This is a genomic window from Gimesia alba (genome assembly GCF_007744675.1).
GTDB lineage: Bacteria > Planctomycetota > Planctomycetia > Planctomycetales > Planctomycetaceae > Gimesia > Gimesia alba.
The window spans coordinates 420,059-432,929 of record NZ_CP036269.1; the positions used below are offsets into that span (position 1 = coordinate 420,059).

The following is a 12,871-nucleotide window of genomic DNA, read 5'->3' on the forward strand; positions in this document are numbered from 1 at the left end:
ATTTAGTGCTCGTGATCGTGCGAATGTCCGGAATGACTCCCATGATCATGCACGTGACCAGGCTCAATAAATCCGATGCCGTAAGCCAGCGCGATTCCCAGCAGTAATACAAACGAGAGTCGGAACCGGTTATGAGAATGAAATTCCATTTCCGGCAGCAAATCTCCCAGTGAGATACAGATGAAAACACCAGCCGAAAAGGCAAGGGCGCAGCCGATGATGATGTGCTGATTGCCGGAAAACTGCTGAACACCCAGGAAAAACAGCAAAGCACCCAAGGGGCACATTAAGGCGAAACCAATATTCACGGCATTTCGCCAGCCTGCAGACCAGCCACCGGCGGCCATCAGAGACGTGATGGAAACCGCATCCAAAGGTTTGTGTAACGTAATCGCTAGAAATGTTCCCAGTCCGAACAGAGACAGAAAGACTTCATGGTGTTGTTCGGCGATGATACTGGCGCCCAGCGCCAGCCCGTCAATCAGCGTGTGCAGTGCCAGACCGAGTGCAATCCCGATCCAACTCAATTGGTGTGAATGGTTATGGGAGTGCGAGTGCACCGGGGCGTGCGCATGATGATGATCACAGTCATGATCATGGTCGTGTTTGTGATCTTCTTCCTCATCAAGTTCCACGGTTCCGTGTTGGTGAAAGTGGAACGTTCGCAGTAAGAAGAAGAGTGTCACGATTCCCGCCATCATCCACCAGACAGCGCGATCGACCGACCCCATTTCAGCAACCGCGTGGGGCAGCAGATGGAACACGCCGATGCCCAGCATGAGGCCACCCACAAAACTGATTAACGTTTCCATGCGCGTATGTGTTAAACGGACCAGTGAAGGCAACCATCCCCCTAGCAATGAAGAAAAGACGATCACGCTGCAATAGCCTCCCAGCAGAGTGTATGCCCACGTTTTGCCAGTTTTCTGTGGGGATGCTTCTGTTGTCTCCCCCGGTGTGTCGACAGCATTTTCCGATTCTGGGTGCGGATGAGTGTGCTCTGCGGCCAGGGTTGCGCGCGAAATGAAAAATCCGGGCGCGACCAGAAACAGAACCAAGGGAATCATCAGCAGGAGCAGCGTTAATTTTATGTCATGCTTAAAAGGAGAAAGGGGTTTCATGGAGTTAAACAGTCACCTGAGATCCAAATTGATCATATGAGATTGCCGGCATGGTTTCACCATCGGCATGCATGTATTGTAATAGCAAACTAATTGCGATTGAATTTAGCTTTTATAAGAGATCAAGGCAAGAGCCTGTTCGGACCTTCTCAGCTAAGTTTTCGAACTTCTGCTCAAATGTGAGTTGCGTCAAAGCCAAAACCCTTAAAATACGGTTATTTACCTTATCGATCGACAGGCATTGATTGACTGGCAGCCACTGGGGCATCACTCAATACGTAGTGATAAGTTCAGATGAGTGCGAGCTTTACTGCGTTAAAATGTTCCGATTAGGGGCTCTGTCGGGCGTGTAGCTAATGGGAGACGGAATGCAGAGCTTCTTCATCATTTCTTAATATACGCTTAAAAAAAGAATCACCGATAAGCGTCTATAGGAATCGGACTATCTAGTGCAGACGCACAATGAATAGTGAAATTAGCACAACCTTGCCTGTAATGGATTATGGGCGATGATACATCAGGGATGAAGATGCGCACATTCATGAAACTGACGGGGATTTTACTCCTCGTGGGGGCAATTGTACCCTCTCCAAGTGTCTTTGCAGAAGACACAAAACTCAGTTCTGATCAACTGGAACGACTGCTGGACCGGTTAGAAACTGCCGAAAAGCGAATCCAGGAACTGGAGCAGCAAAAACAGGAAAAACGAGAGGAGCAAATACAAACTCCGCCTCCAGCACCTGCTCTACCTCCTCATTTGAAAGATGTGGGTGGTGGTCTGGATGATTCCGAACAACTGTTGATCAATAACTTTGCCGCCGGCAACGAAGATCTGGCAAACCGTCTCTCGACGCTCGAGGAAGACTGGAAAAAGTTCAGCGAATCTGAGCAGGAAAAGAAAGCCAAAGATGCATCCAAAGTAACGACATTGAAAGTCTTTGGTCGAATTCATTTAGATAGCTGGAATTTTTCTGACAGCACTCCCGGCATTGCCGCCTTCAATAATCCTCCCGACCCGATGGATCCAGAAAACCGGTTTGAATTCCGCCGTCTGCGTATTGGTGTTTCCGGCGACATTAAAGATAACATGCTCTACAAATTTGAGTATGACTTTGGTAATCCTGGTAATCCGGCCTTCAAAGATGTTTATATGGGATGGAAAGATCTACCCGTCTTTCAGACACTCTTAATTGGTAATCAGAAACGGCCTCTGGGTATGGATCACCTTAACAGTAGTCGTTACAACACATTCATGGAACGTCCGTTGGTGATTGAAGCATTCAATGAGGATGCACGTCGTCTGGGGATTTGTGCTTATGGTGTTTCGGAAGATGAAACCTGGAACTGGCGCTACGGTATCTTTAATCTGGAAAACATTGCCGGAGATGGCCAATACGTTGGTGATGCAGGGCAAATGAGTGTCAACGGTCGTCTGGCGGGAACTCCCTGGTATGATGAAACTTCTGGTGGTCGCGGTTACCTGCACTTGGGTATTGCCGACATGTGGGCGAATCCTGATGGTGACGCCACCGGTTCCGGAACGGATAACAATGAAGCCCGTTTCCGAACACGCCCCGAAGCACGTACGGGAAGTACTCGCTGGTTGGATACTGGTCGGATCGCTGGCGCAACCTGGTTCAATACACTTGGATTTGAAGCCATGTTAAACGTAGGGTCCTTCTCTGTTGTCAGTGAATATCAGGTTACGAATGTCGGTCGCGGCAGTTCTGGTTCCGATCTGACATTTGAAGGTGCTTATGTGCAGGCAGCTTACTTCCTGACTGGCGAATACCAGCCGATCGACCGGAAATCGGGAACGATTGCTCGTGTGAAACCTCTGGAAAACTTCTTCCTCGTCAATACCTGTGACGGTGATACCGCAAGCGGTTGGGGAGCCTGGCAGGTTGCTGCACGCTACTCATATCTTGACTTAAGTAACGGCAATGTTACTGGCGGTGACGAACGCAACTGGACACTGGGTTTGGTCTGGTGGTGGAATTCTCATGCCCGAATGCAGTTTAACTATATCCATGCTGAAATTGATGACCGCGGTCCGATCGATGGCTATACCGGTGGTAAGTCAGACATCTTTGGTACACGGTTCATGGTCGACTTCTAACAGCAGGTCGAATTGGAATAAACAGTGTGAACGATCAAAAATAATCTTTCAGGAAGTGAGTCCTATGAAATATCTTGGAATTGTTTTACTGGCAGTCACAGCCATGACCATCGGGGGAAACCAGAATTTTGCCAATCCTGGTGCTCCCTGTTGTAACAAAGTGAACGGTGCATGTGGAAACAGCAACTACTGTTCACAAGGCTGTAAATCCTGTCGGCTGTATGTAGAAACATTAAAAGTCAAAAAGCATTGCTACAATATTGAGTGCAAAGATATCTGCATTCCTCCTGTGCGTTTCCCCTGGCAAAAATGCTGTGAACTGAAATGTGGAAAAATTAAAACCGTACGTGTCCTGAAGAAACATAATTATACGTGTGATAAGTGTGGCTATAAGTGGGTTGTTGAATGCAATTGCGGCTCTTGTACATCGGGGAATTGCGTGACAGCTCCTCAACCTCCAGTGCACTCGGCAAACGCCCAACCTCCTTTGGCTCCTGCAACATCAATCAGAAAAAGGTAAACCAACTGACTTCTGAAGCAGAACTTCTGTTGTGATTTTACCTCTGATGAATCTCCAAAGAACACCTCCTCTACTATTTTAGAGGGGGTGTTTTTGTTTATGTTGGAATGCTGGATCTTGTGGTGAAAGAAATTGACCGAAGATCTGTATTGGCGCTTTTAATCACCGATGGATTTGACATAATTGATGGGCTCTGATGGTCTTTTCCTTTCCCATTGATTGTGTGATCTCATGATATGTATCTCCGTGACTCCCGAGTCTCGTAATTTTGCGAAAGTTGATATTCTAAACGCAGCCGCCCAATCGGACCTGGTAGAGCTCTGTCTGGATCGATTGATCAAAACTCCGGACATTGGAGATTTGATTTCCGGGTTTGAGATACCGATCCTGGTATCGTGCCGCCGCCCGGAAGAAGGGGGCCAGTTTAAAGGAACAGACTCCGAGCGAATTCAGTTGTTGAAGCAGGCGATTATTGCAGAGCCTGCGTACATCGAACTTGATCTGGAAACAGCACAACAAGTGCCGCGATTTGGCAAAACCAAACGTGTTATCAGCTATACGAGTCTCAGGAAACCACTCTCGCAGGTGGATGAGATTTTTGATGAAATGGCCGAAGCCAAAGCGGACATCATCAAGTTCACCTGGCCAACTCCCACCCTGCAAACTGCCTGGCCTCTCCTGGCGGCGATCAGTCAGAAACGCGAGATCCCCGTTGTAGGACTGGGACTGGGGGCAGCCGGCATTACATTTTCGCTGCTGGGCATCAAATATGGTTCTCCCTGGATTTACGCTGCTCTGGAAAAAGGGATGGAAGCGTTTGAAGGACAACCCACGTTAGCGGAATTGGATGAAGTGTATCATCACCGAAGCATCTCTGCCAAAACGCGTTTTATCGGGGTCGCCGGACTGGGAGTTGCCGAACGGCGCACGATCGAAATTTTCAATAATGCTTCAGAACAGTTAGGCCTGGATTACACCTGCTTGCCGCTGGTCATCAACGATTTCAAGCAGGTGCATAAAATGTTGGGAATTTTGAAAATTCGTTCTTTGGTGGTCAGCCCGCGGATGGGAGAATTTATTTTACCGCTGGCCGAGCATCTGGAAGAGTCATCGGAACAGACCGGTTATGGTGATTTGCAGTTAAATCAACCGGATGGCTGGCACGCCTATGATACGATGCGGCGGAGCGCGCTCAAAAGTCTGGAGGCAACCTTCGAAGGTAAGGCGACGGGAACGGAGAATGTCTTCCAACGCAAAAATATTCTGGTCCTCGGTCAAAGTGGTTTGACGAAAGCCATTGTATACAGTCTAGCACAACAGGGAGCCGTCGTCAGTGTGACATCAGACAATGACCGGGCCGCACAGGGTATTGCGCGGACGTTTGATATTCGTTATGTTCCATTTGCCAATTTGTATGATACGTTGAGCGATGTGGTAATCCAGACGGACCCTGATCTCAAACTGGGGCACGGAAAGAGTGAATTCAACCCGGCCTACCTTCGCGAGACTATGACGGTGATGGATCTCAGCCAGTTGCCTGAAGAAACCGATCTGATCCGGGAAGCAAAGGACAGAGGGTGCCAGGTCGTGTGTGTAGACGAAATTTATCGTAAACAGCTGAATCAGATCTTCAAGGCGATTACCGGACAGGAAATTCCGGAAGCCGTCTTTGCAAACCGTAGCGATTACACGCGTTGAATCGCGATGCGTCAGACATTTTTCAATCGGGCAATGGTTTGTGCCTGTAGCAGTCGCAGACCATTAAAAATAACCAGCAGTGAGGCTCCCATGTCGGCCGCAATCGCCGCCCACAAAGACGCATGGTTCAATACCATCAGCATCATGAATAAGACCTTGATACTTAAGGCAAAGATGATGTTCTGACGGATGATTTTCAGTGTACGATGCGAGTGCCTGATCAACCACGGAATTTTCATCAGATCGTCAGTCATTAAAGCGATATCAGCCGATTCAATGGCGACATCACTGCCGGCGGCTCCCATGGCAATCCCCAGACTGGAGCGACTCATCGCCGGTGCGTCATTCACACCGTCACCCACCATCGCGACAAACTCGTATTCTTCCACCAGTGATTCGATGACAGATACTTTATCCTCCGGCAGTAATTCAGAATGAACCCGGTCCATGCCGACTTCTTCAGCGACGGCTTGGGCGGTGCCGGCATTATCCCCTGTCAGCATTACCAGTTGTTCAATGCCGGCTGCGTGCAATTCCCGAATCACTTCTGCCGATGTTTCACGCACGCGATCTGCCAGTGCGATAAATCCGCAGACATGCGTTTCATTGCCGATTACGACTACGGTTTGCCCTGCGTTAGAGAGTGTTTCCAGTTGTTCATGGACTTCGGGCGTTTCTTCTTTACGCTCTTCCAGATAACGGTGCGAGCCCAGCCAGAATTCCCTTCCCTTGATCAGCGCTGTGGCGCCTTTTCCTTGAATGATCTGATAGGAGTCTGCTGGTTCAAAAGCTATCTGACGTTCCTCCGCCGCGTCCAGAATGGCGACCGCCAGGGGATGATTGCTGTGTGCTTCCAGAGCAGCCGCCCGTTCCAGAAGCTCTGATTCCGTATGACCATTCAAAGGAACAAGTTTTGTGACAACAGGTTTCCCTTGAGTCAGTGTGCCTGTTTTATCTAACGCCAGCGATTTCAATTTGGAAGGGGTCTCGACAAAGACACCGCCTTTAATCAGTACCCCATTCCGGGCAGCAGATGCTAAAGCGGCCACAATGCTGACCGGCGTTGATATTACCAGTGCACACGGGCAGGCGATGACGAGTAGCACCAGTGCGCGATACAGAGAATCATGCCACGAGATCTGTAACAGGGTGGGTAGTGTCAACAGCATCAATAACGCCACGGCCATCACGATGGGGGTATAAATTTTGGCGAATTTTTCGACCCACAATTCGGAGGGAGCACGGCGGGTTTGTGCTTCACCAACCATGCGAATGATTTGTGCCAGGATCGTATTTTCGGCTAACTTGGTGCAGTTTGCTTCCAGGAGTCCATCACCGTTGATTGTACCAGCAAAGACTTCGTCGTCTTCCTGTTTGACTACCGGGACTGATTCTCCGGTAATCGGTGCCTGATTCACTTCGCTTTGGCCTTTGATGATTCGGCCATCCAGGGGAATCTTTTCGCCGGGTCGAATAATAAAAGTGGCACCCATCGTGACTTCCTCAGGAGCGACAACGGTTTCGTTTCCGCTCTCATCACGTACGCGGGCAATCGGCGGTGTCAGATCCATCAGTGCGGCCACGGCCCTGCGGGCGCGGCCGACACTCCACGCTTCCAGTAGTTGAGAGAAAGCGAACAGAAATGCAACGGCAGCTGCTTCGAACCACTCATCAATACAGAGTGCTCCGATGACGGCGATGCACATCAGCAGGTTCATATCTGGACGCAAACGCTTGAAGGCATACCAGGCTTTGGGAAGTACAAACCAGATGCCCGTGATGATAGCAATCAAGTACTGTATCCGCACAGGAACCGGCATGAAACCGTTCGTTGCTTCTTCAGCACCGAGAGCTGCACCAATGCTGCCTGTTAAGTAGACATGAGTCAAAAAAGCGGTCCCCATCATGACACCGCTCAGACTGGTGAGCAGAGTTCTCCCCTGTCGAGACCAGAATGAGGCTGTTGTATCCTGCTTTTTCTTCTCATCCCAGATCTCCGCTCGCATGCCTGTCTGGCTGACGGCATCCATGATCGCTGCGGTTGTGATATTTTCTGTCTGGGGATTGACGATCATTCGTCTGTTGAGAACGTCAAAGAACAAGTGCTCCTCGCCGCCAACCAGCGGGGAGAGCTCCCGTTTGAGAATTGAGACTTCTTCGACACAATCCATGTCCTGAATTTTGAAGATCAGTTCGGTCGGTTTCTGTTCCATGAAAAATCGATATTCAGAAAAAATTGAGGAGAGACAGTTCTTATCCAAAAGCGATAGACTGCTAAAATCATAGCACCTTGGCAGAAGAAACAGAAACTTCGGTTTTTTTTCTTCGCAAATTTCTGATAAAAGGTATAAGATCCGGCATCGATCGTTTTAAGTGGAATAACTTCGATAACCGATTTGATCGAAGTGGTGGATTGAAAGTAATCAGATCAAAATTAGCAAGTATGACTCACAGGACTCTCCAGCTTAAGGAACAACATGAGTAAGGATTATCTCGCTGCCCGGCAAAAGAAATTAATTTCACAACTAAAGCGGATCGGTGCAGAGGCACTGCTGGTAACCAGCGAAACGAATGTGACCTATCTGACTGGCTTCAGCGGCGATTCGAGTTATTTGCTCATCGGCAAAAGTCAGACTGTTTTAATCAGCGATGGTCGCTACACCACACAGCTTGAAGAAGAATGCCCCGGTCTGGATGTTTATATCCGTAAGGCAACGGAATCCATGACGGCAGCTCTCGAAAAAGTGCTTAAAAAAGCCCATCTTCCCAAATTGGGGTTTGAAAGCCATGTCGTGACCTGCGACTTACTGGATGCGTTAAGCGGTCTCACGCCGGCCGTCCAGTGGATTCCCGTTTCCGGACTTGTGGAAGAATTACGGATGATCAAAGACGTCTCCGAAATTCAGGAGATCCGCGAAGCCGTTTCTCAGGCACAGCGGGGCTATGAAGTGTTTCGTGCGATGTTGACCGACGAGATGACCGAGCTTCAGGGAGCCCATGAACTGGAGCATGCGATGCGCCGTTTCGGAGCACGCCAGGCTGCCTTTGATCCGATTGTCGCTGTCGGCGAACGCGCTGCTCTGCCCCATGCGATACCGACACAGAAGCAGGTGGGAGAAGCCCCCTTTCTGTTGGTTGACTGGGGAGCAATGACGCAGAAAGGCTATCGAAGTGATTTAACCCGCATGATTGTGCACGGGCGCACTTCCGCCAAATTCGAAAAAGTTTACCAGACTGTTCTCAAGGCTCAGGTGGCAGCCATTAAGGCAATCCGTCCCGGGGTATCCTGTCAGGAAGTTGATCAGACCGCACGCACCATCATTCAGAAAGCAGGCTTTGGAAAACAGTTCACCCACAGTCTGGGGCATGGGATCGGCCTGGATATTCACGAAGGGCCTCGATTGGGGGGGAACATTACTACGGAATTAAAGCCAGGTATGATCGTGACGGTCGAACCTGGTATCTATCTGCCGGGATGGGGCGGAGTCCGAATTGAAGATGATGTATTAGTCACTCGAACCGGACATGAAGTTCTCACAAGTGTTCCTAAGGACTTTGAATCTACCATCTTATGATTTCAGATCGAGATGATTGCGGTACTATCCAAACGATAACTGATTTTTGCTGTAGGCGTTCTCTGATCACGCGGGTCCCTAAAATCGTTAAAGTTGTACTGCTTTAGACTTAGGTCGTTTCCTGAAATCCAAGAGCCAAACACGCGTTGTGCATGATTTTATTAGAGAAACTCCCCCTGTTTCGCTTGGTTTTCAAAGGCGATTTGGCTTAGAATCTCTACCTTAGCAAGTCGGGCAGGGTAGAGCGTGCGCGCAATCTGTGTGCGATCCCTTTCCAGCTAGAGTCAGGTACATTGAGTTTGAAACTGAAATGCGTTGCTGACGACAGTTTGCGTTGATATTCCCTCAGGATAACAGGCAATGCGAGTGCAGCTTGAGAATATGAAATAAGGTAGGTCAATGGCAAAAAACGAGGTGCCGAAAGGTGAACCGTTCGATTTGGAAAAACTTCAAACACTGTTTGAAATGATGGAGAAGCACGGACTGACGGAAGTCAATCTGAAGCGTGGCGATGAGACCTGGAAATTAAGACGTGGTCCGCAGGAGACCATCTCGATGGTTCCTACGGCGATGCCTCATCCCGCTCAGCATCAGCAGCCCGTCGCGCCAGCGCCCCCTGCTGCCCCCGCGGCTCCACAGGAAGCGGCGGCTCTCGCAGCGGAATCAGGGCCCGTGATCAAGAGCCCGACCGTTGGTACATTCTATGCATCTCCCAGTCCGGATGATCCTCCATTCGTGAGTGTCGGTTCGAAAGTCGGCGCTGATACGATTGTCTGCATTGTGGAAGCAATGAAAGTCTTTAATCAGATTCCTGCTGAGATGAACGGGACGATTTCCGAGATTTTGGTGAAGGATGGTGAAGCGGTCGAATTTGGCCAACCGCTGTTCAGAATCACGCAAGGCTAATGCCTTTTTGTAGAATGTTCGCGATGCCGTGCTTTAAACGGTGGCGATCATAATTTCAGATGTAGGTCCTTTTACCAAGTCAAAAACACATGTTTCAAAGAATACTGGTAGCAAACCGAGGAGAGATCGCACTGCGGGTCATTCGCGCCTGTCGTGAAATGGGAATCGAAACCGTTGCGGTCTTCAGTGAAGCAGATCGGGATGCACACTACCTCTCATTAGCCGATGAAGCCATTTGCATCGGACCACCGGCGGCAACAGACAGCTATCTGATGATCAATCGCATTATCAGTGCGGCTGAAATCGGTAACGTGCAAGCCATTCATCCCGGTTATGGATTTCTGGCTGAGAATGCGCACTTCGCAGAAGTCTGTCGCAGCTGCAATATTGAATTTATCGGCCCGCCACATGAAGCGATGGCGCAGCTGGGAGATAAAGTCTCCGCTCGCGAAATTGCGAAATCAGCCAACGTGCATTTGTCACCGGGAACCGAAGGTCTGGTAAACGATGAAGCAGAAGCATTAAGCGTGGCGAAAGAAATTGGTTATCCGGTTTTGATTAAGGCGACGGCCGGGGGTGGCGGTAAAGGCATGCGGGTGGCCCGCAATGATATTTCTCTGAAAGCCGGCTTGAAAGCAGCTGCAGCAGAAGCAGAAGCCGCTTTTAAAAACGCCGGTGTTTATATCGAGAAATACATCGAAAATCCCCGCCACGTGGAAGTCCAGATCATGGCCGACAACCATGGGAACGTAGTGCATCTCTGGGAACGCGATTGTAGTCTGCAACGGCGACATCAAAAACTGGTGGAAGAGAGCCCGGCTCCCAATTTGCCTCACTCTGTTCGCGAAGATATCTGTAAGGCTGCCTGTCGACTGATTGAAACAGCCGGGTATACCAACGCCGGAACGGTTGAGTTCCTGGTCGGGCCTGATAATCAGTTCTACTTTATCGAAGTCAACGCGCGAATTCAGGTCGAACATCCGGTGAGTGAACTAGTTACCGGCATCGATTTGATCAAACAGCAAATCAAAGTTGCAGCCGGGGAAAAACTGGATTTCAAACAGAAAAATATTCCCTGTAACGGCTCCGCGATTGAACTGCGGATCAATGCGGAAGATCCCGAAAATGATTTTCGTGGTTCACCCGGAAAAATTACAAAGCTGCGAGTTCCCGCTGGCTTGGGAGTCCGCTTTGATTCGCATATTTACGAGGGTTACACAGTGGGCCCTTACTATGATTCTCTGATTGGCAAACTCATCGTACATCGCCCCACTCGTGAAGAGTCGCTGGCGTGTATGAGGCGTTGCCTGGATGAATTCGTCATTGAAGGGATCAAAACCACAATCCCGCTGGCGAAAAAAATCTTTAATCACTCGGCATTCATTGAAGGTAAGGTCGATACTACATTTATCGAACGTACCTGGTAAATAAACACCGTGCGATTAAGGCGATATCAAATCGGATCGTTTTGTATTGTAACAGACTTGTCAGATTACGCATTCGCGCATCTCAGCTGAGTCCCCTGTCGGCAAAACGCATCGGTTTATAAGGCGAAGGTTCGCTCACTTCAATTTGTTGTATGGTACATTTTCAAGTCTCGTTTCAGATCTCGAGACTTTACTTTTAAGAAACAGGTACAGGAAGAATAATGAAAGTCGGTATTTTAACAGGCGGTGGGGATTGTCCCGGTTTGAACCCAGTGATCCGCGGTGCGGTACGTGTGATCTGTAATGCAGGCGGTGAAGTTTACGGTTTGCTCGAAGGCTGGCGTGGTGCCATTGAGGGAAACTACATTGAACTGACTTCCGAAAACACAGATGACATCATCTTCAAGGGGGGGACCATCCTGGGTTCTTCACGCACAAATCCTTATAAGAATGCGGAAGAAGATGTTCCCAGAGTAATTGCAACACTTGAACATCTCGGCCTCGATTGTCTGATTGCTATCGGCGGAGACGATACACTGGGTGTTGCCAACAAACTCTGGAATGATCATAAACTGCCTGTCATCGGCTGCCCGAAGACCATTGATAACGACCTCAGCTCGACAGATGTGACGTTTGGTTTTGATTCATCGATCAATATTGTCATGGAAGCGGTTGACCGTTTGCGTACGACTGCTGAGTCACACCGCCGCGTCATGGTTGTGGAAACAATGGGCCGACATGCTGGTTGGATTGCGTTGTTCTCCGGCCTGGCAACAGCAGCCGACTACACACTGGTTCCGGAAGTCGAAATCGATATGGACCGGATGGTAGAAGTCTTAAAACGACGTCGGGAAAAAGGTAAAAAATATGGCATCGTGATTGTCAGTGAAGGTGCACATTTCAGTGAAGCAGAAGGCGTCACCACACAGGATGGGGAAATCGACGATTTCGGTCACGTCAAACTGGGGGGCATCGGCGAAACCGTTGCCAAGTTGATCGAAGAACGAACCGGCTTCGAAACCCGACATGTGACACTCGGGCACCTGCAACGCGGCGGTTCACCCAGTGCTTATGACCGCGTACTCGGAACGCGTTGTGGTGTTCACGCCGGTTGGCTGGCATTGAAACACCACTTCGGCTATATGGTCGCGCTGCGGGGAACACAAGTTGTTCCTGTTGCCCTCGCTGATGCCGTCGGCGAAATGCGGGCGCTGGAACCCAACTTCCTGGAAGAAGCAGAAGTCTTTTTGAAGTAAAACAAATCCAAAGCGACAAACAAGACCCAGGCGCTGGCAACAGCGCCTTTTTTTACGCCTTTGCTTAATTCTGATGGTGACCCAGGTCTGAATTTGGATTTTCTCTCCGAAGGGAAGAATTACTTAACAATCTTATCTATTTGGCAATCTTGGGTTTCACGCTAGATAAACGTCCCCCCGCCTGTTTAAGATAGTAGAGAGATTCGTATCAGCTTATCCTGCCAGAGTGAGAAACGACCTTTCTCATTT

At 49.4% G+C, this 12,871-nt stretch carries 8 protein-coding genes; 6 read left to right on the plus strand and 2 right to left on the minus strand.

Annotated elements, in window-relative coordinates:
- Window positions 1–2: 2 nt before the first annotated feature.
- Window positions 3–1,121, minus strand: coding sequence for a ZIP family metal transporter (locus tag Pan241w_RS01630; RefSeq protein WP_145209977.1), 1,119 nt, complete (start codon window positions 1,119–1,121; stop codon window positions 3–5).
- A 529-nt stretch (window positions 1,122–1,650) separates the two neighbouring features.
- Between Pan241w_RS01630 and Pan241w_RS01635 the strand changes: the two genes are divergently transcribed.
- Both Pan241w_RS01635 and Pan241w_RS01640 read left to right on the plus strand, forming a co-directional pair.
- The gene (locus tag Pan241w_RS01635; protein ID WP_198000260.1) at window positions 1,651–3,240 is read left to right on the plus strand and encodes a porin; all 1,590 of its coding nucleotides are present in this window, start codon (window positions 1,651–1,653) and stop codon (window positions 3,238–3,240) included.
- A gap of 751 nt (window positions 3,241–3,991) precedes the next feature.
- Window positions 3,992–5,458 carry a type I 3-dehydroquinate dehydratase gene (locus Pan241w_RS01640; RefSeq protein WP_145209980.1) on the plus strand — a complete coding sequence of 489 codons (1,467 nt, stop codon included), beginning with the start codon at window positions 3,992–3,994 and terminating at the stop codon, window positions 5,456–5,458.
- Between the two features lie 11 nt (window positions 5,459–5,469).
- Here the strand turns inward: Pan241w_RS01640 and Pan241w_RS01645 are convergent, their stop codons facing one another.
- The gene (locus tag Pan241w_RS01645; protein ID WP_198000261.1) at window positions 5,470–7,671 is read right to left on the minus strand and encodes a heavy metal translocating P-type ATPase; all 2,202 of its coding nucleotides are present in this window, start codon (window positions 7,669–7,671) and stop codon (window positions 5,470–5,472) included.
- 264 nt (window positions 7,672–7,935) lie between these two features.
- On the opposite strand from Pan241w_RS01645, the gene Pan241w_RS01650 reads away from it, so the two are divergent.
- The 4 genes from Pan241w_RS01650 (at window position 7,936) to Pan241w_RS01665 (ending at window position 12,622) form a co-directional block, all read left to right on the plus strand.
- Window positions 7,936–9,033 carry a M24 family metallopeptidase gene (locus Pan241w_RS01650; RefSeq protein ID WP_145209983.1) on the plus strand — a complete coding sequence of 366 codons (1,098 nt, stop codon included), beginning with the start codon at window positions 7,936–7,938 and terminating at the stop codon, window positions 9,031–9,033.
- A gap of 399 nt (window positions 9,034–9,432) precedes the next feature.
- Window positions 9,433–9,939, plus strand: coding sequence for an acetyl-CoA carboxylase biotin carboxyl carrier protein (accB, locus tag Pan241w_RS01655; RefSeq protein WP_145209986.1), 507 nt, complete (start codon window positions 9,433–9,435; stop codon window positions 9,937–9,939).
- 89 nt (window positions 9,940–10,028) lie between these two features.
- On the plus strand, window positions 10,029–11,366 hold the full coding sequence (gene accC, locus Pan241w_RS01660) for an acetyl-CoA carboxylase biotin carboxylase subunit (protein WP_145209990.1): 1,338 nt from the start codon (window positions 10,029–10,031) through the stop codon (window positions 11,364–11,366).
- A 221-nt stretch (window positions 11,367–11,587) separates the two neighbouring features.
- Window positions 11,588–12,622 (plus strand): 6-phosphofructokinase, encoded by a 1,035-nt coding sequence (locus Pan241w_RS01665; RefSeq protein ID WP_145209993.1) that lies wholly within the window; start codon window positions 11,588–11,590, stop codon window positions 12,620–12,622.
- The last annotated feature ends 249 nt before the right edge of the window (window positions 12,623–12,871 follow it).

Coding starts and splice junctions, on each gene's coding strand:
- Pan241w_RS01630 (WP_145209977.1), bottom strand. CDS start 1,121: ATGAAACCCCTTTCTCCTTTTAAGCATGACATAAAATTAACGCTGCTC.
- Pan241w_RS01635 (WP_198000260.1), top strand. CDS start 1,651: ATGCGCACATTCATGAAACTGACGGGGATTTTACTCCTCGTGGGGGCA.
- Pan241w_RS01640 (WP_145209980.1), top strand. CDS start 3,992: ATGATATGTATCTCCGTGACTCCCGAGTCTCGTAATTTTGCGAAAGTT.
- Pan241w_RS01645 (WP_198000261.1), bottom strand. CDS start 7,671: ATGGAACAGAAACCGACCGAACTGATCTTCAAAATTCAGGACATGGAT.
- Pan241w_RS01650 (WP_145209983.1), top strand. CDS start 7,936: ATGAGTAAGGATTATCTCGCTGCCCGGCAAAAGAAATTAATTTCACAA.
- accB (WP_145209986.1), top strand. CDS start 9,433: ATGGCAAAAAACGAGGTGCCGAAAGGTGAACCGTTCGATTTGGAAAAA.
- accC (WP_145209990.1), top strand. CDS start 10,029: ATGTTTCAAAGAATACTGGTAGCAAACCGAGGAGAGATCGCACTGCGG.
- Pan241w_RS01665 (WP_145209993.1), top strand. CDS start 11,588: ATGAAAGTCGGTATTTTAACAGGCGGTGGGGATTGTCCCGGTTTGAAC.